This is a genomic window from Leclercia sp. W17, from assembly GCF_003336325.1.
Lineage (GTDB): Bacteria > Pseudomonadota > Gammaproteobacteria > Enterobacterales > Enterobacteriaceae > Enterobacter.
This window is the reverse complement of sequence record NZ_CP031101.1, coordinates 1555223-1578172: the sequence shown is the minus strand read 5'-3', so window position 1 is coordinate 1578172 and position 22950 is coordinate 1555223. Positions and strand designations below refer to the sequence as shown.

The window sequence follows — 22950 nt, the reverse complement described above, 5'->3', positions numbered from 1 at the left end:
GGCTCACAGGATTGCGAGCTCCCTAAGCCTGGTCCGTGGGTGGCGATTTTTCCAGCGATAAGCGCTAACCTTCACCACCACGCATGGAAATGATGGACTGGACCAATGCCCTGCCCCACTTCCAGCGTGTCCGCCTCTGCCAGCGCGCAGGAGAGCCAGGCTTTGGCTTCGCGCACCGTATCCGCCCAGCTATCATGCCGCGGGCGCAGCGCCGCCAGCGCGGCCGAGAGCGTACAGCCGGTGCCGTGGGTGTTTTTGGTATTGATGCGCGGGGCGGTAAAACGCAGGGTTCCATCCTGGGTGAACAGCCAGTCGGGGCTTTCAGGATCGTCCAGATGCCCGCCTTTCATCAGCACCGCTTCACACCCCATCGCCAGCAGGGCATAGCCCTGGGCTTTCATCTCCTGCTCATTGCGGGCATGGGGCGCATCCAGCAACGCCGCCGCCTCGGGTAAATTAGGGGTAATGAGCGCCACCTGCGGCAGCAGTTTCTTACGCAGCGTATCGACGGCGGAAGGTGAAAGGAGCGGATCGCCACTTTTCGCCAGCATCACCGTATCCAGCACTACGTTTTTAACCTGATGACGCAGGAGCTGTTCCGCGACGGCCTCGACAATATCGGCCTCCGCCAGCATGCCAATTTTGGTGGTGTCGATGCGCACATCGCTGAACACCGACTCCAGCTGCGCCGCCACGAAATCAGGCTCAATGCGATAGACCGACTGCACCCCGCGGGTGTTCTGGGCTACCAGGGCGGTGATCACCGAGCAGCCGTATGCGCCGAGCGCGGAGAAGGTTTTCAGGTCGGCCTGGATCCCGGCCCCGCCGCTGGGGTCTGTGCCGGCAATGGTCAGGGCATTAATGCGTTTCATCGTTGTGCCTCCAGTGTCCACAGGGCATCAAGAAACGCTGCCGCAAAACTGCCCGGCCCGCGGCTTTGGGCAGCCGCAAGGGTACCGGCCCGTTTCATCCAGCCGCAGGCCGCCGCGATGTTATCCAGCCGGTCGCCCGGCAGCGAACAGCTGGACGCCACCACCGCCGACAGCGCGCAGCCGGTGCCCACCACCCGGGTCATCATCGGGTCGCCCCCCGTCAGGGTCTGGGTGCGCAGCCCGTCAGTGACGTAATCCACCTCCCCCGTTACCACCACAATCGCATTGGTTTGCCGCGCCAGCGCCTGGGCGGCGGGCAGCGCGCTGGCTGCCGTATCGGTGGTGTCCACGCCGCGTCCGCCCGCGCTCATTCCGGCGAGCGCGAGAATTTCCGAGGCATTGCCGCGAATGGCCGCCGGTTTCAGGGTGAGAATTTGCTGGCAAAAACGGGTCCGGTAGGCCAGCGCGCCAACGGCTACCGGATCGAGCGTCCAGGGCTTGTCCGCCGCCACCGCGCTTTCAATCGCCCGGCGCATCGCCTGGGCGCGCGGTGCGGTCAGGGTGCCGACGTTGATCAGCAGCGCATCGGCCAGCGCGGAGAATTGTTCGGCCTCTTCGGCTTCAATCACCATCGCCGGTGATGCACCAAGGGCCAGCAGAACATTGGCGGTAAAGGTCTGCACCACGTCGTTGGTCATGCAGTGGGTCAGCGGAGAACGGGTTCGGAAATGGTGTAAGGCGTGTAGATTAAGCAGGTCAGGCTGCATGGTATCGCTCCTGCCTTGCGCGAAGAAGCGATAGCCCGGAGGGCATCTGACTTCCCTACGCTGGCATTATCCAGATCAGGTGGTACGGGTATTTCTCAGCCTTCACAAAGAAAGGCACCCCGAGTCAAATTACATACTGTAATGGAGGCAGCGTAGAGGATGCGTCTGGCAATAGCAAGATCCTTTCTGGCACGCCCCCTTTATCACATTCACGTCACCACCCGGCTTACATCTGCAAAACCATTTTCTGACCTCTGGATAACCGTCAGCCAGGATAACTCTCAAGTTTTTAGCTATTCGTGCTAAATGTGATCTTCATCAACCTGATAACGCACCTCTTCCGCGATAGTCACCGCGAGCCATCGCTGCGTTTCTACTATAGACGCACGCATAGAATGGCCAGACCAACAATAATGAGCTTATCAACCCCGAGGAATATCGGTTCCTCAACCTATTTAAGGTTAATGTATGAAAAAGATTCTGTTAGTAGGGATGGTGGCTACGCTTCTTGCGGGCTGCGTCTCAGAAGAGCAGCGCTTAGCGCAGTGTCAGGCCAAAGGCGTAAGCCGCGACGCCTGCTACGTTGCCGATCAGAACCGTCAGGCCGCCATCAATGCCGCGGCGGAAAAACAGGCCCTTGAGAATGCGCACGAAGCCGTACAACACAGTCAGGCGGCACACGTTGCCGACCCGCTGCGTGAAGCGTCATTTAGCGCCAACGGTATCAAAGCCAGCGTCAATAATGGCTTTACCCAGGCGACCATTAACGGCAAAAAAGCCACGGTGAAACGCTTTAATGCTAACTTCTACGAAGTCAGAGGCGCAGGCTACGTCCTGTCGATCTCGCTGGATGCGAACGGCGTGACCGATGCCTCGTGGAATAAAACCCATGGCCGCGACAACGGCATTCTGAGCGTCGTTCAAAAGTAGTCCAAAAGTATTCTAAAACGCCCCTCTTTTTTACACGAAGCGCCCCCCACAAAACCTCAGCTACCATGCGGGGTTACGCCTTACGCGCGTTGATTCAATGCGCGTTACAAAACGATAAACAATTAACCATTGAGCCCCGGGCAAAAAGGCTCTATATTGGCCGCGTTTTTTGAGGCCCTTCTCATTTTTTTCATTAATTATTCAATCGGAGCCACGTGCTGAGCTGCGGTTGTAGGAGTGATATGATGACGGATAAAGTCCGTATTGATACTTTGAATGCTTCTTCTTTCAAAACCAACGAAACCTATCTGGCCCGTCAGGCCGAAATGGAATCCAATGTCAGGAGTTATCCGCGCAAACTGCCTTTAGCTATTACTAAGGCGGAAGGGGTGTGGATCACCGATGCGGATAATAAAGAGTATCTTGATTGCCTGGCCGGTGCGGGAACGCTGGCGCTGGGTCATAACCATCCTGATGTGCTGAAAAGCATTCAAAGTGTCATTACCAGCGGCTTGCCGTTACATACCCTGGATCTGACGACGCCGTTAAAAGATGCGTTCTCAGAATACCTGCTCTCCTTGCTGCCAGGTCAGGGTAAAGAGTACTGCCTGCAGTTTACCGGCCCATCCGGTGCAGACGCCGTTGAAGCCGCGCTGAAGCTGGCGAAAAAAGTGACTGGCCGTAGCGGCATTATCAGCTTCTCCGGTGCTTATCACGGCATGACCCACGGCGCACTGTCCGTGACCGGCAACCTCTCTCCGAAAGAAGCGGTTGACGGCATGATGCCTGAAGTCCAGTTCATGCCTTACCCACACCAGTACCGCTGCCCGCTGGGTATCGGTGGTGAAGCGGGCGTGAAAGCGCTGGCTTACTACTTCGAAAACCTGATCAACGACGTGGAAAGCGGCGTGCGTAAACCTGCTGCCGTGATCCTGGAAGCTGTCCAGGGCGAAGGCGGTGTGAACCCGGCGCCGGTTGAATGGCTGCAGCGCATCCGTAAAGTGACCGAAGAGCACGGCATTCTGCTGATCCTCGACGAAGTTCAGGCTGGTTTTGCCCGTACCGGTAAATTCTTCGCCTTCGAACACGCAGGTATTCAGCCAGACATCGTGGTGATGTCCAAAGCTGTAGGCGGCGGTCTGCCGCTGGCCGTTCTGGGTATCAAAAAGCAGTTCGATGCCTGGTCTCCGGGTCACCATACCGGTACTTTCCGTGGCAACCAGCTGGCGATGGCTACCGGCCTCACCACCCTGCAGATCCTCAAAGAGCAGAACATCGCCGATAAAGTTGCCGCCCAGGGCGAGTGGCTGAAAGCGAAGCTGGTTGAGCTGCAGAAACGCTATCCGGTTATCGGTCATGTGCGCGGTCTGGGCATGATGATCGGTATTGAGATCGTCAAACCGCACGAAGCTGCCGACCATATGGGCTGCTTCCCGGGCGACGGCGAGCTCTCTGCGCTGATCCAGAAGAAGTGCTTCGAAGCGGGCCTGATTCTGGAGCGTGGCGGCCGTAACGGTAACGTTGTGCGTCTGCTGCCTTCCCTGCTGATCAGCGATCAGGAGCTGAATGTGTTCCTGGACAAATTTGAGCAGGCGCTGCTTGCTGCGGGCGTTCGCCCAGTTTAACCGGAGACAATGGATAGAATGTCAGATTTAAACCCGATTTTGTCGTCCTCGGCGCAAAGCATCGAAGCCTACCAGCAGGCGATCGAGCAGAGCACCCAGGCGGTCATGCAGTGGCTGAAACAGCCGGAAATGTACCAGGGTAAAACGGTCGCCGAACTGCGCGAGCGTATCAACCTGGAATTCAGTCCGGAAGGGCTGGGCAACGAAACCGCTATTGAGCGTGCCGTTGAATATTTCCTGAAAGACAGCCTGGCGGTGCATCATCCGCAGTGTGTGGCGCATCTCCACTGCCCGAGCCTAGTGGTAAGCCAGGCGGCGGAAGTGATGATCAACGCCACTAACCAGAGCATGGACTCCTGGGATCAGAGCCCGTCCGCGACCATTATCGAGATAAAACTGATCGAGTGGCTGCGTACCCGCCTGGGTTATCAGGCGGGCGACGCTGGGGTCTTCACCAGCGGCGGCACCCAGAGCAACATGATGGGTCTGATGCTGGCGCGCGATGCCTTCTTTGCGCGTCAGGGCCACTCCGTCCAGCAGGATGGTCTGGTGGGCGATCTGCGTAAGATCCGGGTGCTGTGCTCCGAGAGCGCGCACTTCTCCGTGCAGAAGAACATGGCGCTGATGGGCCTCGGCTACCAGTCCGTTATTCAGGTTAAAACTGACGAATGTTCGCGCATGGATCTGACCGATCTGGCGGCGAAAATCGAGCAGTGCAATGCCAACGGCGAACAGATTCTGGCGATCGTTGCCACCGCAGGCACCACCGATGCGGGCGCTATCGATCCGCTGCGTGCCATTGCAGAGCTGGCGGCGAAGCAGAATATCTGGGTTCACGTCGATGCGGCATGGGGCGGCGCGCTGCTGATGTCCGAGAAGTATCGCGATTACCTCGACGGCATCGAGCTGGTGGATTCCGTTACTCTGGACTTCCACAAGCAATTCTTCCAGACCATCAGCTGCGGCGCGTTCCTGCTGAAAGAGGCGCGTCACTATGAGCTGATGCGCTATCAGGCGGCGTACCTGAACTCTGAGTTCGACGAAGAGGCTGGCGTACCAAACCTGGTGTCCAAATCCCTGCAGACCACCCGTCGTTTTGACGCGCTGAAGCTGTGGATGAGCCTGGAAGCGTTGGGCGAGAAGAAATACGCTGAGATCATCGATCACGGTGTCACCATGGCCCAACAGGTTGCGGCGTATGTCACTGACCAGCCGCGACTGGAACTGGTCATGCCGCCGCAGCTGGCGAGCGTTCTGTTCCGTTTCCGTCCGGAGCATCAGCTGGATGACGCGGCCATCGCGCTGCTCAACCAGAAGATTGGCGATGCCCTGCTGGAATCAGGCCGCGCTAACGTAGGTGTTACCGAGCATAACGGTGTCACCTGCCTGAAGCTGACCCTGCTGAACCCAATTGTGACCCTGGAGGATGTTAAAGTCCTGCTGTCACTGGTGGAACGCACGGCGAACGAGCTGCTGGCTAAGTAAGTTGTCCCCGGCAGCGCTCGCTGCCGGGTCTCTCCCTTTTGTTATCTCGCTTTACTCTTCTCGTTTCCGTGCTGCCCGGCAGAATAGCCATAAGCATCATAACCGGAAGCATAATAGCTGGCTGCCGATTTCACGACGTCGTTCAGAATCGCCCCTTTGATGTTGACCCCCATCTGCTGTAAACGATGCTGGCTAACCTCCATCTCGCGAACGCTGGTCACGTTAAACCGGGCCACCAGCAGGGTAGAGGCGGCGATCTGACCTACCAACGCAGCATCGGTGACCGCCAGTACCGGCGGCGCGTCGACAATCACTATGTCGTACCGTTCGCTGGCCCAGGCCATAAATTCACGAAGACGATCGTGCGATAGCAGCTCAGCGGGATTAGGCGGATACTGCCCGCAGGTCACAACATCAAACTGTCCGCTGGTGTAAGTCTGAATCGCCGCCTGGAAGGTCACTTTGCCTGACAGCACATCCGATAAACCGGCGTCATTGCGCAACCCAAAGATGTTATGCACGTAGCCTTTACGCATATCAGCATCGATAAACAGCACCCGTTTATCGACCTGCGTCACCAGCGCCGCCAGTGAGGTACTGACCAGTGTTTTACCGCAGTCCTGAGTCGGGCCGCTGAACATGAGAATATTATTTGCGGCATCCATCATCGCAAAGTGCAGGCTGGTGCGTAACCCGCGCACTGCTTCGACAAAATTATCCAGCGGCCTGTCGACGGGTAAGAATGGCACATCTTTGATTTTATGCCGCCTGGAGTAGTTGAAGAAGTAGCGGCCGCCCGCCCGGGTTTTATTATGCAGCCAGACCGAATGGGGCAAGGTGGCATAAACGTTAATGCCCTCTTTTTCAAGCTGTTCCGGAGCGTTTATGCCGCGTCGTAGCGCCGCTTTCGCCAGCACGCACCCTGACGAGAGGAAGAATCCGAACAGGGTCATGAAAGCCACAATTGTCGCCTTGCGCGGCTTGATAGGCTCAGGGTGCGTGGCTGCCGAGTCGATAATGCGCGCATTGCCAATCGTGCTGGAACGGGAGATATTGAGCTCCTGCTGACGCGTCAGAAGCTGAAGATAAACCGCCCGATTGGTATCCACGTCGCGGCTCAGGCGCAAAACCTGCTGCTGCGTAGACGGCATCGTTTCCACGCGTTTGTTCAGTCGTTCACGTTCGCTTTCTAAAGTCTGCCGCTTTTCACGCAGCGCCCGATAGGTTGGATGGTCCTTTTTAAAGTGCTGAGAGACCTCCGCCTCGCGGAAAGTGAGCTCGTTGAGCTGATTGTCAACGTTAACAATCTGTTCCAGCACTGACTTGGCTTCCAGGGTTAAATCCACCGAGTCACGCTGTTTACGATAGACATTGAGACGCTCCTCGGCCTGCTCCAGCTCTTGCTGCACCAGCGGTAGCTGGCGTTGCAGAAAGTCGAGGCTCTGCGAATCCTGGGCGGCCTGGCGGGCAATATTCTGCTGCAGATAGTTGTGCATAATATGATTGAGCGTGCTTTTGATCTGCACAGGATCGTGGCCAGTCAGACTCAGCATCAGGATCCCGCTCTCTTTACCCTGCTCGGTCACGCTAAACTGACGGCTCAGGGCATTGATCACCTCCAGTTGCCCACGTTGCCGAACCTTGAATTGTGTGCCGGGCGGCGCCGACAATTCGCGAACGGTAATGCTCACCCCGGCATGTTGCACGGGGGGACCTACCGTGCCGTGCGCGCTGATGCCCTCTCCTTCCAGCAGAAAACGTCCGTTATCTTCGGCGGTCAGGGTCAGTATCATCGGCTTGCCTGGAATTTCAGGGATCGTCAAATTATCCAGAATCAGCGTAGCGGCGGGCTGACCGATAAGCTTCGCCCATGCTTTGCCTATCAGCGGCAGGCGAACCTGGGTTATTTCATCGCGTAAGCGCAGCGCCTCCACCGTTTTACCCAGGATCATTCGCGATTTCAGTATCTGAATTTCGGCGCTGGAATCTGATGAAAGCGTCGGTGTCAGCTGATCCAGGGTTTTAAGAATGCTGTTCTGCTGCTTATCTTCTATTTGCACCATCGCATCGGCGAGATAGACCGGTGATGCAAAGAGTGCATAAAACGTTCCCAGAAGCACAAAAATTAGCGTAATGCCGAGAATAGCAACGCGATGATCGATTAACTCTCCCAGAAGACGCGCCAGATCAAGTTCATGATGACTGTCAGCATGACCCTGGGTATTTACAATGTTCGACGGCATGTACGTAATCCCTTAACGGTAAGTCGGTTGGCCCATTCCTGGCTTGCTTCGCCAAGCAGGCGAAAAACATATTCAAAAGCTTCCATGCTTTTGCCGTACGGATCGGGGATCTCTTGTTCCCTCAGCCATTGCCCAAACAGCAAGGCTTTGCCACGCGCCTCAGGCGCGATAAGCGAGATCCGGTTTATTTGCTGTGACTCCATGGCAAGGAGCAGATCGTATTCACGCATCATCGCTGCCGTCAGCGGGCGGGCCACATGATCCGCCAGGGACAGGCCATGCATGGCAGCGACTTTTTGCGCATAACGATCCGCCGGGTACCCGGCAAGACCGCGAATACCTGCTGATGCGATGGTTAACGAGGGTAACTGTTGCTGTAACAGACGCTCTCCAATCGGGGAGCGGCAAACATTTCCCGTACAAATCACCAGAATGGATCGGATCATTATTCAGGCCACGATTTAATAAAGCGCACAGTTTCGGTCAGATCATGCACACCGCTGATCGTCGGCACCAGCTGCGTCAATACTCTGTTCCAGCGTGAAACAGGCGCGGTGGTGACATAGACAATATCGTAGGGCTGAAGCTGAAATTCAGTGCCGAGCACCATCGCAGACGCGTCGCGGGCATTGAGTTGATAGATACGCGCGATTTTGCCGTCCTGGCTGTTCTTGCCGTTGGAGCGTATGACGAAGATGCCGGTGGCATCGGCCATGCTCTGGTTCAGGCCACCCGCGTTCGCCAGGGCTTCTGCCAGCGTCATGCCGCTGCGATCCATCTTGAGGGTGCTCTGTTTCACCACTTCACCCATGACAAAAACTTTCAGGGCATCATTGCGTGGTACGAACAGAATATCGCCCGGCCACAGCAGCCTGTTTTGCGTCAGGTCTCCGTGCTGCATCAGGGCATAGAGAGAAATCCGGGTATCCTTACCCTTATGCGTCAACACGACATTTCGCCAGTCTGCATCCGTCGAGAGGCCACCCGCCGCGTTGATCGCATCCATAATGGTCAGCGGGATATTGGTAATTGGCTGCTGCCCTGATTTCACCACTTCGCCAGTGACATAGGCTTTTTGCGAACGAAACGCCGCGATACTGACATCGACCTGCGGGCTTTCAATCACCCTGTCCAGTCGGGCGGTGATCTCTTCGCGCACCTGGGCGAGCGTTTTTCCGGCAACGTGTAGCTTGCCGACGTAGGGATAAAAGAGCGTTCCGTCTGCGCCGACCCAGTTTCCGGTGTCGCTTGCGCTACGGTATTGCCCGGCAGGGGTAGTGAGCTCGGGGTGATCCCAGACGGTGATCATCAACACATCTCCGGGGCCTATACGGTACTCCCAGCGCTTTAATTGTTCATCCAGACTCGGATTTGCCTGAGATTTCACCTGGCTTGTTCGAAGCTGTTCAATCACTGAAGGCGTTAATGGCCAGACATCCATTTTCTTATTTAAATCATATGGATTGTCGCTAACTGCAATATTATTTTTCCCAGAAGTGTTTATATGTTGACCGGGCGTAATGGTGCAGCCTGTTAATAATAATGCGCAAAAAATACTTACACTGGAGCGGAGTGGTGTTGTCATTAATAAGAGATACTCTAATATATTCCGTTAAATGCCCATCAATTTCCCTGTAGCTCCCATTAAATTTGCCACATCACTTAACTTAAAATTTTACTTGCGATCAAAGAGTTACAAGGAAACAACCTAATAAAAAAACACTAGCTGTACTGGAGATTGTCTGGTGATATCTTTGAAAAGAGGAAAACCAAAACAACACAAATTAATTAAAAAGCATCATAAACACTTCACAAAAAAATTAACATAGTACATTAACGGCTATTATGTCCGAACGCGTCATTTTCGGAATTTATAAATACAAAAATAAATAATATAAATTTAAATTAGGAAATAAATTCACTATATAAATAATTGAGTCTGGCCAGAGCAACTTAAGGATGTGTTGATTTGTTACATTTTTAACGCACTTAGCCAACCGGCAAAACATAAAATAGACTATCTGTTGCTCAGCCACGAAACGGCAGAACAAGAGTAATGGCCACGGTAAATCTGGAGATAAAATGACTAAAGGTAAAATTCTACTTCTGGGCGTATTGATGTCACTGGCGAGCACGGCATTTGCTGCGCCACAAGCCACAGCGGCCCCCTCTGGCATCCAGGCCTATGAGGAACAGGAATTTGTAGCCGATTTTACGAAATACAAGATTGGTGATTTCGCCCCGGCGCAGTACCTGACACCTGAGTACACCATCAAGCAGTATAAGCTGCGTAACCTGCCTGAACCGGATGCGGGAACCCACTGGACTTACATGGGCGAGAACTACGTGCTGGTAGGCGATACTGACGGTAAGATCTACAAAGCGTATAACGGCGATATCTTCTACCACCGTTAATCGCTTATTGCGCCGGGTGACGCTTCGCTTACCCGGCCTACCCTAACTTGTAGGCCCGCGCAAGCAAAGCGCCCCCGACAAAGCCTTACACCGCGCGGAACGCGATATCGCCCGGGATCACCTCACCCTGCCAGTAAAGCTGTGCGGCAACGCGGTTTGCCAGCTGACGATACATCTCAGCAAACTCACTTTCAGGACGGTTGACGACGGTCGGCTTGCCGCTATCCAGATCTTCACGCAGCGTAATGTGCAGCGGCATCTGCCCCAGCAGCTGGGTGTGATACTGCGCAGCCAGTTTTTCTGCCCCGCCGGTACCGAAGATGGCTTCATGGTGACCGCAGTTGCTGCAGATATGCATGCTCATGTTTTCAACGATACCCAGCACCGGCACCTCTACCTTCTCGAACATCACAATGCCTTTTTTGGCATCAATCAGCGCGATGTCCTGCGGGGTGGTGACAACCACCGCACCGGTAACCGGGATGTTCTGCGCCAGGGTCAGCTGAATGTCACCGGTGCCCGGCGGCATATCGAGTACCAGATAATCGAGATCCGGCCACATGGTCTCCTGCAACATCTGCATCAGCGCTTTGCTGGCCATCGGCCCGCGCCACACCATGGCGTTATCGTCGGTGACCAGATAGCCAATGGAGTTGGTCGCCAGACCGTAAGCCATAATTGGCGCCATGTGGGTGCCATCCGGGGAGGTCGGACGCTGATTTTCCGCGCCCAGCATGTTAGGAATTGACGGACCATAGATATCAGCATCCAGGATACCGACCTTCGCCCCTTCGGCGGCCAGCGCCAGCGCCAGGTTCACGGCAGTAGAGGATTTACCCACCCCGCCCTTGCCGGAGCTGATCGCGATGATGTTTTTCACACCATTGATGCCCGGATGGTTCTTCACCCGTTTCAGCGTGGCGATGGTATGGGTCAATTTCCAGTCGATGGCCTTCGCCCCGGTGATGCGCAGCAGTTCGGCGCTGGTTTGCTCCTTCAGCGTCTCGAACGCATGGCTCCAGACGAACGGCATATGCAGTTCGACATACAGGGTATCATCCAGCCACGCCACGTGATGTAACGCTTTCAGCGTGGTGAGATTGTGCTTCAGGGTGGGGTGCTGAAAATTAGCCAGCGTCCCGGCAACCATTGCGCGCAAGGCTTCCGGTGATTTGGCCTGGGATTGAGAACTCATCCCGACTCCTTTGTAGTTGTTCTGAAAAAGAGATGTAATTACCAAGTTTACCCCAGAGGTAACAATTATTCATTTATGGATTAATGCCCTTATCACTTGGCGTAGTTATTCCCTTTCGGGTAACATCAAAAACCCTTTTCACAGCTAAAAGAAGTAATACCTACTATGACTCAAGTCGCGAAAAAAATTCTGGTAACGTGCGCTCTGCCGTACGCTAACGGCTCCATCCACCTCGGCCACATGCTGGAGCATATCCAGGCTGATGTCTGGGTCCGTTACCAGCGAATGCGCGGCCACGAGGTAAACTTCATCTGTGCAGACGACGCGCACGGCACGCCAATCATGCTGAAAGCGCAGCAGCTGGGTATCTCCCCGGAGCAGATGATTGCCGAAATGAGTCAGGAGCATCAGACCGATTTTGCTGGCTTCGACATCAGCTATGACAACTATCATTCCACGCACAGCGACGAAAACCGTGAGCTGTCGGAGCTGATCTATACCCGTCTGAAAGAGAATGGTTTTATCAAAAACCGCACCATCTCTCAGCTCTACGATCCAGAAAAAGGCATGTTCCTGCCGGACCGTTTCGTGAAAGGCACCTGCCCGAAATGTAAATCTCCGGACCAGTATGGCGATAACTGCGAAGTGTGCGGCGCAACCTACAGCCCAACCGAGCTGATTGAGCCAAAGTCCGTGGTTTCCGGCGCGACGCCAGAGATGCGTGATTCCGAACACTTCTTCTTCGACCTGCCGTCGTTCAGCGAAATGCTGCAGGCGTGGACCCGCAGCGGCGCGCTGCAGGAACAGGTGGCGAACAAGATGCAGGAGTGGTTTGAATCCGGCCTGCAGCAGTGGGATATCTCCCGCGATGCGCCATACTTCGGCTTCGAAATCCCGAACGCACCGGGCAAATACTTCTACGTCTGGCTGGATGCGCCTATCGGCTACATGGGCTCCTTCAAGAACCTGTGCGACAAGCGCGGCGATACCACCAGCTTCGACGAATACTGGAAGAAAGATTCCACCGCCGAGCTGTATCACTTCATCGGCAAAGACATCGTTTACTTCCACAGCCTGTTCTGGCCTGCCATGCTGGAAGGCAGCGGTTTCCGCAAGCCAACCAACCTGTTTGTCCACGGCTATGTAACCGTGAACGGCGCGAAGATGTCCAAATCGCGCGGCACCTTCATTAAGGCCAGCACCTGGCTGAACCACTTTGATGCCGACAGCCTGCGCTACTACTACGCAGCGAAGCTCTCTTCCCGTATCGACGATATCGACCTGAACCTGGAAGATTTCGTCCAGCGCGTTAATGCTGACATCGTGAACAAAGTGGTCAACCTGGCTTCCCGTAACGCCGGCTTTATCGCCAAGCGTTTCGACGGCGTGATGGCGGCGGAACTGGCGGATCCTGAGCTGTACAAAACCTTCACCGACGCGGCTGCCGTAATTGGCGAAGCGTGGGAGAGCCGCGAGTTTGGTAAAGCGGTGCGTGAAATCATGGCCCTGGCCGACCTCGCTAACCGCTACGTTGACGAGCAGGCACCGTGGGTAGTTGCCAAACAGGAAGGCCGCGACGCTGACCTGCAGGCGATCTGCTCCATGGGGATCAACCTGTTCCGCGTGCTGATGTCTTACCTCAAGCCGGTTCTGCCGCAGCTGGCCGCGCGTACTGAAGCGTTCCTGAACACCGAACTGAGCTGGGACAGCATCAATCAACCGCTGCTCGGCCATAAGCTGAACGCCTTCAAGGCGCTCTACAACCGCATCGAGATGAAGCAGGTTGAAGCCCTGGTTGAAGCCTCGAAAGAAGAGGTGAAAGCCGCCGCCGCGCCGGTTACCGGCCCGCTGGCGGACGATCCGATTCAGGAGACCATCAGTTTCGATGATTTCGCCAAAGTCGATATGCGCGTGGCGCTGATTGAAAACGCGGAATTTGTGGAAGGCTCCGATAAGTTGCTGCGCCTGACCCTCGATCTGGGCGGCGAGAAGCGCAACGTCTTCTCCGGTATTCGTTCCGCCTATCCAGATCCGCAGGTGCTGATTGGCCGCCACACGGTGATGGTGGCGAACCTCGCACCGCGCAAAATGCGCTTCGGCATCTCTGAGGGGATGGTGATGGCCGCAGGTCCTGGCGGGAAAGATATCTTCCTGTTAAGCCCGGACAGCGGTGCGCTGCCTGGTCATCAGGTGAAATAAATAAAAAAGCCGGAGTTAATCTCCGGCTTTTTTTATGCCCTTTTGCCGGGTGGCGGCTTCGCCTTACCCGGCCTATATAACCCGTAGGCCCGCGCAAGCGCAGCGCCGCCGGGCAACATTACGGCTTCGCGGCATGCACCCGGTTGGTGAGCCCACGCAGGAAATAGCGCAGGAACTGATCCCCACACTCGCGGTAATTTTTATGGTCCGGCGCGCGCATCATGGCGGTGATTTCCGGCATTGAGACGCGGAACTTCTGTTCGGTCATAATGGCCAGAATATCGTCGGTTTTCAGCGAAAAGGCGATGCGCAGTTTCTTCAGCACCGTGTTGTTATTCACCCGACGCTCCAGCGAGAGCTCAGGCGCAGATTCATCTTTGCCACGCTTGTGGTAGATAAGGCCGTTCAGAAAACCGGAGAGGATGATGTCCGGGCAGCGAACAAAACCCTCCTCGTCCTCTTTGGTCATCCAGGTGTCGAACCCGGCGGAGGTGGATTCCATGTCGGCAAGCGCAAGAATGCGCACCATGTCGTTGTTATTGGCTTTCAGGGTGTAGCGCAGGCTACGAAGAATATCATTACTGAGCATAGAGCCTTCGAGTGTCGATGATGCAATGGCGCGCAGTGTAGCAGTTTTACAGCCCTATCGCCTCTTTCAAACTTTTCAGGTAACGACGGCTGACCGGCACCGTCTGTCCAGCGCGCAGCACCAGTTCCGCCTGGCCGTTCTCTTCAAGGCGGATCTCTTTCAGATGGGCCATATTCACCAGGTACTGGCGATGACAGCGCAGCAGCGGCGTACGGCTCTCCAGGGTGCGCAGCGTCAGCTCGGTAAAGCCCTCTTTGCCTTCGTGGCTGGTGACAAACACCCCGCTCATCCGGCTACTGACAAAGGCCACATCCTCCATCTGCAGCAGATAGATCCGGCTGTGGCCGGTACAGGGGATAAACTTCAGCGGCTGCTGGTGTTCCGCCAGCAGCGATACGTCCTGCACGTTGCGCTCCTGGCGCAGACGGTTGAGGGTTTTTTCCAGCCGCGGCTCTTCGATGGGTTTCAGCAGATAGTCAAAGGCGTGCTCTTCGAACGCTTTTACCGCGTACTCATCAAAGGCGGTGAGAAAGACAATGTAGGGACGATGTTCCGGGTCGAGCATGCCCACCATCTCCAGGCCGCTGATGCGCGGCATCTGGATATCCAGAAACAGCACATCGGGACGCAGCTTGTGCACGGCACTAATGGCTTCAATGGCGTTAGCGCACTCGCCGACAATCTCAATATCGCTGTGCTCCTGCAGCAAAAATCGCAGGTTTTCTCGCGCTAAAGGCTCGTCATCGACAATCAGCACATTCAACATGCGTGTTCCTCCAGAGGCAGTCGTAAGGTTATACGGGTAAAGCTATCGGGCTCACAGGTAACGGTAATGCCGCAGTTCTCGCCAAAATGGGCGCGCAGGCGTTTGTCCACCAACCCCATTCCCAGGCCTCCCCCCTCTTTTGCACCGCTGTAGAGCCCGGCGTTGTCTTCTATATTCAGCACCAGATAGCGGTTAAAGCGGCTGGCAGTGATGGTTATCTCACCGATACCCAGCAGCTGGGAGGTGCCATGCTTGATAGCGTTTTCCACAATCGGCTGCAGGGTAAAGGCTGGCAGCTGCTGCCAGGCCAGCTCATCCGGCACCGACAGGGTCACCTGCAGACGCGACTGGAACCGGGCCTGCTCGATTTGCAGATAGGCATTCACATGCTCTATTTCATCCGCGAGGGTGACAATTTCCGACGGCCGCTTCAGATTCTTACGGAAAAAGGTCGAGAGAAATTGCACCAGCTGCGTTGCCTGCTCGCTGTCCCGACGGATCACTGCCTTCAGGGTGTTGAGGGCATTAAACAGAAAATGCGGGTTCACCTGCGCATGCAGGAGCTTGATCTCCGACTGGGTCAGTAACGCCTTCTGCCTCTCATACTGCCCGGCGAGGATCTGCGCCGAGAGCAGTTGGGCGATCCCCTCCCCCAATGTACGGTTGATGGAGCTGAACAGGCGGTTTTTCGCTTCATACAGTTTAATGGTGCCCATCACCCGCTGGTTTTCGCCGCGCAGCGGGATCACCAGCGTCGAGCCCAGCTTGCACTGCGGATGCAGCGAGCAGCGATACGGCACTTCGTTTCCGTCGGCGTAGACTACCTCACCGGTCTCGATGGCGCGAAGCGTATATGCGGACGAAATCGGTCTGCCTGGCAGGTGGTGGTCGTCCCCGGTGCCGGTAAAGGCCAGCAGCTTTTCGCGATCGGTAATGGCGACCGCGCTGATATCCAGCGCCTGATGGAGCACCTGCGCCACCTTCATGCTGTTCTCTTCGTTAAAGCCCTGACGCAGGATCCCCTCCGTCGAGGCCGCGACATTGAGCGCCGTTGCCGAAAAGGCCGAGGTGTACTTTTCAAACATGGCCCGCTTATCGAGCAGAATGCGCATAAACAGTGCAGCGCCTACGGTGTTGGTGACCATCATCGGCGCGGCAATGCTGCCCACCAGATGCAGGGCATCTTCGAAGGGACGGGCAATCAGCAAAATGATCAGCATCTGCACCAGCTCGGCCACCAGGGTTATCGCGCCTGCAGTAAGGGGGCTGAAGACTTTATCCGGGCGACCGCGGCGGATCATCACGCTGTGGACGAGGCCGCCAAGCAGCCCTTCGACAATGGTCGAAATCATACAGCTCAGCGCCGTCATGCCGCCCATTGAGTAGCGGTGCAGCCCCCCGGTCAGCCCCACCAGTCCGCCGACAACCGGGCCGCCGAGCAGGCCGCCCATCACCGCGCCAATCGCACGGGTGTTGGCAATAGAGTCTTCGATATGCAGGCCCAGATAGGTGCCGAGAATGCAGAAGATAGAGAAGGTAACGTAGCAGAGCAGCTTGTGCGGCAGACGAACGGTGACCTGCATCAGGGGGATGAACAGGCGTGTTTTACTCATCAACCACGCGATGACCAGAAACACACACATCTGCTGAAGCAGCAGCAACACCAGATTAAATTCGTACATACCCACAAACCGCAAATTCTGAAAGCGCGTAACATACACCGAAGCGCAATAACTTTCTTTGCAGTCAAAGGACGAAAATGTGTTTTCGTGTTAGCCATCACACCTTTAGCCGAACATAATCTGATATTCGCATTATTTGTGCAAAAAAAGAGCGAAACTTCCTGGTTCGGGATTCTCCGTCTACAGTTAATCTGGGCATCCGCAAGCCGGGGGAAAACATGGCGCTCTACACGATAGGAGAAGTGGCACTCCTGTGTGATATCAATCCTGTGACGTTACGGGCATGGCAACGACGATATGGATTACTGAAACCGCAGCGAACCGACGGCGGCCACCGGCTGTTTACGGATGCGGATATCGACCGCATCCGTGAGATCAAAGGCTGGATCGATAACGGCGTGCAGGTCGGGAAGGTCAAAACGCTATTGAGCCCGGAAGGTCAGGAGGTGCAGGATATCTGGCGCGAACAGCAGGAGGTGCTGCTGCGTTATCTGCAGTGCGGCCATTTGCACCGCCTGCGTATATGGATCAAGGAGCAAGGCAGTGAATACCCTGCGCAAACCTTAATTAACCAACTGTTCATCCCGTTACGCAGGCGTCTGCAATCCCAGCAGCCTACGCTCCAGGCGCTGCTGAGCGCGCTGGACGGGGTGCTTATCAACTACATCTGCATTTGTCTGGCTACGGCGCGAAAGAAGAACAGCAAGGATGCGCTGGTAGTAGGCTGGAACGTGCACGATACCACACGCCTGTGGCTGGAGGCGTGGATTGCGGCGCAGCAGGGCTGGCGCGTCGATGTGCTGGCGCATTCGCTGCCACAGCTTCGCCCGGAGCTGTTTGACGGACAGACCCTGCTGGTCTGGTGCGGAGAGTCACCGACGGCGGCACAGGAGCAGCAGCTGACCCAGTGGCAGGCGCACGGCTATCCCGTCTTCCCGCTGAAAGGCAATTAATGGTTCATTAACACCCGCGCTTCACCGTATAATCGCCCTGTTAACATCAGGAGCACATTATGAAGGCAACCAAAGTCGCGGTTATCACCCTCTTCTTTCTCATGGCCGTCAGCGGTATTGGGGGCGTGATGCTGGCAGGTTATTCGTTTATTGTCCGTGGTGGTGTCGGCTGAGGCTTCGCGCCAGCCGTTCAAAGGCGCGATCGACCACAATCGCCGCCAGCGCCACCAGCAGCGCACCCTGGATAATATAGGCGGTGTTAAAGCCGCTTAAGCCGATAATAATCGGCGTCCCCAGCGTATTTGCCCCCACCGTTGAGGCGATGGCCGCGGTACCGATATTCACAATCACCGAGGTGCGGATCCCCGCCAGCATTACCGGCGCGGCCAGCGGCAGCTCGACGTTGCGCAGGCGCTGCCAGCCACTCATCCCCATTCCTTCGGCTACGCTGATGGCCGCCGCGGGCACTGCCGCCAGCCCCGCCAGCGTCGCCTGTAAAATCGGCAGCACCCCATAAAGGATCAGCGCGATAATCGCCGGCTGCTGGCCAAAGCCCATCACCGGTACCGCAATAGCCAGCACCGCCACGGGCGGGAAGGTCTGCCCGACGGCGGCGATGGTCTCCACCAGCGGGCGAAACTCCCGGCCCGCCGGTCGCGTTACGGCAATCCCGGCGCCTGCACCCACCACGATGGCAAAAATACTGGAGATGCCGACCAGCCAGAAGTGGGCGAGCGTCAGGCTAACGAAGCTCTCCTGCTGGTAGACCGGGCGCGGCAGCTCCGGGAACAGCGCGCTGAAGAGCGGCGCGCTGTAGGGCATCAGGAACAGGAGCGCCACAAACAGCGCCACCAGCCACAGAAGTGGATCGCGTAATAGCCTCACGACGCCTCCCGGGCCAGCAGATCGCGAAACCAGAGCGTACCGCACGGCCTTTCCTGGTCGTCCACCACCGGCAGACGTTCACAACCCTGACTGACAAACGCCGAGAGCGCATCCCGCAGGCTCATGGAGGCCCGCAGCGGGCTGGACTCGCCCGAGGTGATTTCCGGGCGCATCGACTCGCCGACCGTGCGCAGCGACAGCAGGCGTACGCCCAGTTCGCTGCGGCCAAAAAACTCGCGCACAAAACCATTCGCCGGTCGGGTCAGCAGCGCTAGCGGCGTCCCCTGCTGCACTACCCTACCGCTGTCCATCAGCACCAGATGGTCTGCCAGCCGGAGCGCCTCGTCGATATCGTGCGTTACCAGAACAATGGTCCGCCCCAGAATGCGATGGATGCGGGTCATCTCCAGCTGCAACGCGCTACGGGTGACCGGGTCGAGAGCACCAAAAGGTTCATCCATCAGCAGCACCTCCGGGTTAGCGGCCAGGGCCCGCGCCACACCGACCCGCTGCTGCTGCCCGCCGGAGAGCTGGTGCGGATAGCGTTCACGCAGGGCGGGATCCAGCCCCAGCAGCGCCATCAGTTCATCCACCCGATCGTCAATCTGTTGCCGCGGCCATTTTTGCAGCTGCGGCACGGTGGCGATATTGCGCGCCACCGTCCAGTGCGGGAAGAGACCGATGGACTGAATGGCATACCCCATCCGCCGACGCAGCTCCAGCACCGGCAGGCTGCGGATCTCCTGCCCGGCAAAGCGGATCAGACCGCTGTCGTGCTCCACCAGACGGTTGATCATCTTCAGGGTGGTCGATTTGCCCGAGCCCGAGGTGCCCACCAGCACCGTGAAGGCCCCTTCGGCAAAGGTCAGATCCAGATTGCTGACCGCGGGCTCGCCGGCAAAGGTTTTACTTACATCATCAAATTCAATCATCGGTTCTCCTTTGCAGCAGGGCGATCCACAGCGCAAACAGCGCATCCACCACCACCGCCAGCACGATGGTGGGTATAACGCCCAGCAGCACCAGATCCAGGGCGCTGCTCAGCAGCCCCTGGAACACCAGCGCGCCGAATCCTCCGGCGCCAATTAAGGCCGCTATCACCGCCATCCCCACGGTCTGCACCGCCACTACGCGGAGGCCGCGCAGCAGCACCGGCAGGGCCAGCGGGAGCTGGATCTGCCAGAAGCGCTGGCGGCTGTTCATCCCCATCGCGTCGGCGCTCTCCAGCACCTCGGCGGGCACCTGGCTGAGCCCCGCCAGCACCCCGCGCGCCAGCGGCAACAGGGCATAGAGCACCAGGGCGATCAGCGCGGGCGTCATGCCGGTTCCGGCAATGCCCAGCGACGACAGCCACGGCCAGGCGCGGGTCAGCCCGGCAAGGGGGGCAATCAGCAGGCCGAACAATGCGACTGAGGGGATGGTCTGAATGATATTGAGCACCGCAAACACCGGCCCCTGGGAGGCCGGACGGCGATAACAAAGCAGCCCCAGCGGCACGCCAATGAGCAGGGCCGGGATGAGAGTACCCAGCAGCAGCGTGAGGTGCTGCTGCCCGGCATCGTTAAAGACATCCTGCCGGTTGGCGTACTCTTTCATCAGCGAGAGGGCGTTGAGTTCGCCGCTGAACAGCAGCAGCAACGGCAGGATCCAGATTTGCGCCTGTAGCAGCCAGCGCCAGAGCGGCGACAGACTAAGCCGACGAATGGCATCGCTGCAGGCGAGCAGGCAGAGCGCCAGCCAGAGCCACAGGCCGCTGCCCACGGCAGTGCGCGCCAGCGGACTTTCGCTGCTGGCAAGATGCGTGGCGGCAAGCCCCGCGCTCCAGACCAGCGCGGCGAACAGCAGCTCGCACACCACCAGCGTCGCCACCACTGCCCAGCGCCCACGCATCAGCGAGAGTCCCAGCAACAGGCCCGGCACAATAAGCAGCAGCGCAGGCGAGAACGCCCATACCTGCCAGACGGCGCGCCCTTCCCCGGACACCAGCCGGTTCGGGGCGAAATTCACAAAGGGTAGCGCTCCTGCTGCGAGGGCAATGAGAGCCATCAGCAGCAGCACGCGGTTATGACATCTTATCGGCACAGCACAGTCCTGCGGCGGGTTATTTCACCAGCCCTTTTTGCTTCAGGTAATCTGCCGCCACTTTTTTGGCATCCAGCCCTTCGACTGCAATGCTGGCGTTCAGCTGTTGCAGGGTTTTCTCATCCAGCGTTTCAAATACCGGCTTCAGCCAGGCGTCCAGCTCCGGGTAGGCCTTCAGCACCGCTTCACGCACCACCGGCGTCGGGGCATAGATCGGCTGAACACCTTTCGGATCGGTCAGGGTTTGCAGGCCCAGCGCCGCTACCGGGCCGTCGGTACCGTAGGCCATCGCCGCATTCACGCCCGAGGTTTGCTGGGCAGCCGCTTTGATGGTGACGGCAGTATCACCCCCCGCCAGCGACAGCAGCTGGCTCTGATCGAGCTTGAAGTCATAGGCTTTTTCAAAGGCAGGCAGGGCATCCGGGCGTTCGATAAACTCGGCTGAGGCGGCGAGTTTAAAATCACCCTTCTCTTTCAGATAGCGGCTGAGATCCTCAAGGGAAGTGAGTTTGCCTTTCTCCGCCACATCCTTGCGTACCGCGATGGTCCAGGTGTTATTCGCCGGAGCCGGGGTCAGCCAGATTAGCTTGTTCTGTTCGGCATCGAGTTTTTTCACTTTCTCGTAGCCATCCTTTGCATTTTTCCACGCCGGGTCGTTTTCGTCTTTAAAGAAGAAGGCCCCGTTGCCGGTGTATTCCGGGTAGATATCCAGTTCGCCGGAGGTGATGGCGCCACGCACTACCGGGGTAGTGCCAAGCTGCACTTTATTGACGGTTTTGACGCCGTGGCTCTCCAGCACCTGCAAAATAATGTTGCCCAGCAGCGCCCCTTCCGTATCAATTTTCGACCCGACCTTTACCGGCTCCGCCGCCTGTAATGGCAGGCTCAACGCCGCCAGCAGCGCCGTTGAGCTAACAATCCCCTTTAAAATAGTCATTCCGCTTTCCTCATGATTTTGCCGCCTTTTTCAGAGGCTTGAGAGAAAAGCGTAGTCGATAAGTGGCGTTTTAGCGCGTCTCAGGCAGTTTTAACGGCAGGGTAAGCACGCTGGCGGCAAAGTAGAGTATGGCGATCACCCACAGCGTCCCCTCCACGCCGAGCGGGGCCACGCAGAGGGTGACAATCAACGGCCCGACAAAGTTACTCAGGCCGGAACCCAGATTGAGGCAGGAGATCGCCGCGCCTTTGTTATCAGGAAGCAGGGAGGGGATCAGCGCGCTGAGCGGCCCAAATGCCCCGAGCCCAATGGCATAGAGCGCTAAGGCGCAGAACAGCGCGGGCTCGCTGTCACCAAACAGCACCGGCGCGTAGCATACCGCCACCATCGCCAGCCCGCACAGAGTGCCGGAGAACCAGACCACCGTGTTGCGCCATCCGATGGTGTCCCCCAGCCAGCCAAAGAAGTAGCTGGCAAAAATATTAACCACGTTCACCAGCCCCCAGATGGTGAGCCACGCCGCGATGCTGAAGCCAAAGCGCGGCAGGTAGACCGGCATCAGGATCACCAGCGAAAATTTACCGATGTCGTTGATGGTTTTGACGATCACCGCGAAACGCATTTTTGGCTCCCGCACCAGCACCATGATCCCTTCAGTGAGTGCCGCCCCCAGGCTGCCGCCCTGAGCCGTCTGCAGCCGATCGCGGTTGAGCACCAGCGCGCAGAACGCCCCCAGCACCACAAAGATAAAGCCGCTCAGCAGGGTCGCGGTTTCGCCGATCCGCGGCAGCATCAGGCTGGCGTACCACGGCCCGACGATCGTCATCCCCACGCCAAAGGCGATCCAGAACCAGGAAACCGCCCGCCCCAGGATACGCGGCTCGCAGCGCTGGTTGATCCAGACCAGAAACGAGTAGGCAAACAGCGGGTAAGCCATGCCGCGCAGGGCGTAGCTGGCGACCATCAGGGGATAATTCCCCTGCGGCAGGGCATAGCCGATAAAGGGGATCGAACCGAGAAAATAGACCGCCGTGGCACCCCACATCAGGCGACGCAGGCCCAGTACCCCCGCGCCAATCCCCGAGAACCAGGAGATCACCGCCACGCACAGGCCGAACACCGATGAGAGCAGGCTGATGTGAAACGCGTCATAGCCGCGGTTTTGCAGCATCGAGGCCAGCCAGCTTTGCTCGATGGTGGCGCCGGTAATAAACAGGAAAAGGCCGATAAAGCCCCAGCTCAGTTCCCGGGGCAGACCCAGTCTGGCCCAGATCCCTTGCTGAATATATACGCTATGTTCTGTCATGTGCTTCGTCCTGAAAGAC

At 57.2% G+C, this 22950-nt stretch carries 21 protein-coding genes and 1 riboswitch; of the genes, 7 read left to right on the top strand and 14 right to left on the bottom strand.

From position 1 onward, the window contains the following. Window positions 1-71: 71 nt before the first annotated feature. Together thiD and thiM are read right to left on the bottom strand one after the other, a co-directional pair. Window positions 72-872: a bifunctional hydroxymethylpyrimidine kinase/phosphomethylpyrimidine kinase gene (gene thiD, locus DVA44_RS07675; RefSeq protein WP_114386118.1), complete on the bottom strand. Its 801-nt coding sequence runs from the start codon at window positions 870-872 to the stop codon at window positions 72-74. Further along, entirely contained in the window at window positions 869-1639 is a 771-nt protein-coding gene (thiM, locus tag DVA44_RS07670; RefSeq protein ID WP_114386117.1) for a hydroxyethylthiazole kinase, read from the bottom strand. Before thiM ends, thiD begins: the two co-directional genes overlap by 4 nt. 35 nt (window positions 1640-1674) lie before the next feature. Beyond that, window positions 1675-1771, bottom strand: a riboswitch (TPP riboswitch). A 336-nt stretch (window positions 1772-2107) separates the two neighbouring features. Here thiM and DVA44_RS07665 point away from each other — a divergent pair. The 3 genes from DVA44_RS07665 to DVA44_RS07655 all read left to right on the top strand — a co-directional run bounded on the left by DVA44_RS07665 (window position 2108) and on the right by DVA44_RS07655 (window position 5679). Then, entirely contained in the window at window positions 2108-2569 is a 462-nt protein-coding gene (locus DVA44_RS07665) for a hypothetical protein (RefSeq protein WP_114386116.1), read from the top strand. 242 nt (window positions 2570-2811) lie between these two features. Continuing rightward, window positions 2812-4194: a diaminobutyrate--2-oxoglutarate transaminase gene (locus tag DVA44_RS07660; protein ID WP_103825048.1), complete on the top strand. Its 1383-nt coding sequence runs from the start codon at window positions 2812-2814 to the stop codon at window positions 4192-4194. Between the two features lie 18 nt (window positions 4195-4212). Then, window positions 4213-5679, top strand: a complete 1467-nt coding sequence (locus DVA44_RS07655; RefSeq protein WP_114386115.1) for an aspartate aminotransferase family protein — start codon at window positions 4213-4215, stop codon at window positions 5677-5679. A 41-nt stretch (window positions 5680-5720) separates the two neighbouring features. Here DVA44_RS07655 and DVA44_RS07650 read toward each other — a convergent pair whose 3' ends face one another. The 3 genes from DVA44_RS07650 to DVA44_RS07640 are packed head-to-tail and all read right to left on the bottom strand — an operon-like array spanning window position 5721 to window position 9507. After that, the gene (locus tag DVA44_RS07650; RefSeq protein ID WP_114386114.1) at window positions 5721-7922 is read right to left on the bottom strand and encodes a polysaccharide biosynthesis tyrosine autokinase; all 2202 of its coding nucleotides are present in this window, start codon (window positions 7920-7922) and stop codon (window positions 5721-5723) included. After that, window positions 7904-8368 carry a protein tyrosine phosphatase gene (locus DVA44_RS07645; protein WP_103825045.1) on the bottom strand — a complete coding sequence of 155 codons (465 nt, stop codon included), beginning with the start codon at window positions 8366-8368 and terminating at the stop codon, window positions 7904-7906. The genes DVA44_RS07650 and DVA44_RS07645 overlap by 19 nt, the downstream gene beginning before the upstream one ends. Next, window positions 8368-9507 carry a polysaccharide export protein gene (locus tag DVA44_RS07640; RefSeq protein ID WP_114314455.1) on the bottom strand — a complete coding sequence of 380 codons (1140 nt, stop codon included), beginning with the start codon at window positions 9505-9507 and terminating at the stop codon, window positions 8368-8370. Before DVA44_RS07640 ends, DVA44_RS07645 begins: the two co-directional genes overlap by 1 nt. A 497-nt stretch (window positions 9508-10004) precedes the next feature. Here DVA44_RS07640 and DVA44_RS07635 point away from each other — a divergent pair, with 497 nt between their 5' ends. After that, entirely contained in the window at window positions 10005-10337 is a 333-nt protein-coding gene (locus DVA44_RS07635; RefSeq protein ID WP_114314454.1) for an RcnB family protein, read from the top strand. An 85-nt stretch (window positions 10338-10422) separates the two neighbouring features. Here DVA44_RS07635 and apbC read toward each other — a convergent pair whose 3' ends face one another. Beyond that, complete coding sequence (apbC, locus tag DVA44_RS07630; RefSeq protein ID WP_114386113.1) at window positions 10423-11532, bottom strand: iron-sulfur cluster carrier protein ApbC; 1110 nt, start codon at window positions 11530-11532, stop codon at window positions 10423-10425. 165 nt (window positions 11533-11697) lie between these two features. Here apbC and metG point away from each other — a divergent pair, with 165 nt between their 5' ends. Then, window positions 11698-13731 (top strand): methionine--tRNA ligase, encoded by a 2034-nt coding sequence (gene metG, locus DVA44_RS07625; RefSeq protein WP_114386112.1) that lies wholly within the window; start codon window positions 11698-11700, stop codon window positions 13729-13731. Between the two features lie 118 nt (window positions 13732-13849). Here metG and DVA44_RS07620 read toward each other — a convergent pair whose 3' ends face one another. From DVA44_RS07620 to DVA44_RS07610, 3 genes are read right to left on the bottom strand one after another with little or no spacing between them, the layout of a single operon-like run. Further along, complete coding sequence (locus DVA44_RS07620; RefSeq protein WP_114314452.1) at window positions 13850-14320, bottom strand: DUF1456 family protein; 471 nt, start codon at window positions 14318-14320, stop codon at window positions 13850-13852. Window positions 14321-14366: 46 nt separating this feature from the next. Beyond that, the gene (gene btsR / locus DVA44_RS07615; protein ID WP_103180279.1) at window positions 14367-15086 is read right to left on the bottom strand and encodes a two-component system response regulator BtsR; all 720 of its coding nucleotides are present in this window, start codon (window positions 15084-15086) and stop codon (window positions 14367-14369) included. Continuing rightward, window positions 15080-16768, bottom strand: coding sequence for a sensor histidine kinase (locus DVA44_RS07610; protein ID WP_103825040.1), 1689 nt, complete (start codon window positions 16766-16768; stop codon window positions 15080-15082). Before DVA44_RS07610 ends, btsR begins: the two co-directional genes overlap by 7 nt. Window positions 16769-16986: 218 nt before the next feature. Here DVA44_RS07610 and mlrA point away from each other — a divergent pair, with 218 nt between their 5' ends. Both mlrA and DVA44_RS07600 read left to right on the top strand, forming a co-directional pair. Then, entirely contained in the window at window positions 16987-17721 is a 735-nt protein-coding gene (mlrA, locus tag DVA44_RS07605) for an HTH-type transcriptional regulator MlrA (RefSeq protein ID WP_114386111.1), read from the top strand. A gap of 59 nt (window positions 17722-17780) precedes the next feature. Further along, window positions 17781-17894 carry a protein YohO gene (locus DVA44_RS07600; RefSeq protein ID WP_072036698.1) on the top strand — a complete coding sequence of 38 codons (114 nt, stop codon included), beginning with the start codon at window positions 17781-17783 and terminating at the stop codon, window positions 17892-17894. On the opposite strand, the gene DVA44_RS07595 is transcribed toward DVA44_RS07600, so the two are convergent. The 5 genes from DVA44_RS07595 to DVA44_RS07575 all read right to left on the bottom strand — a co-directional run bounded on the left by DVA44_RS07595 (window position 17869) and on the right by DVA44_RS07575 (window position 22931). Continuing rightward, complete coding sequence (locus DVA44_RS07595) at window positions 17869-18606, bottom strand: ABC transporter permease (RefSeq protein ID WP_103825038.1); 738 nt, start codon at window positions 18604-18606, stop codon at window positions 17869-17871. The two genes, DVA44_RS07600 and DVA44_RS07595, sit on opposite strands and share 26 nt — an antisense overlap. Then, window positions 18603-19538: an ABC transporter ATP-binding protein gene (locus tag DVA44_RS07590; protein ID WP_103180286.1), complete on the bottom strand. Its 936-nt coding sequence runs from the start codon at window positions 19536-19538 to the stop codon at window positions 18603-18605. The genes DVA44_RS07595 and DVA44_RS07590 overlap by 4 nt, the downstream gene beginning before the upstream one ends. Then, complete coding sequence (locus tag DVA44_RS07585) at window positions 19531-20688, bottom strand: ABC transporter permease (RefSeq protein WP_103825036.1); 1158 nt, start codon at window positions 20686-20688, stop codon at window positions 19531-19533. The genes DVA44_RS07590 and DVA44_RS07585 overlap by 8 nt, the downstream gene beginning before the upstream one ends. Window positions 20689-20707: 19 nt before the next feature. Further along, entirely contained in the window at window positions 20708-21625 is a 918-nt protein-coding gene (locus DVA44_RS07580; protein WP_114386110.1) for an ABC transporter substrate-binding protein, read from the bottom strand. A 70-nt stretch (window positions 21626-21695) separates the two neighbouring features. Next, entirely contained in the window at window positions 21696-22931 is a 1236-nt protein-coding gene (locus DVA44_RS07575) for an MFS transporter (protein ID WP_114386109.1), read from the bottom strand. Between the last annotated feature and the right edge of the window lie 19 nt (window positions 22932-22950).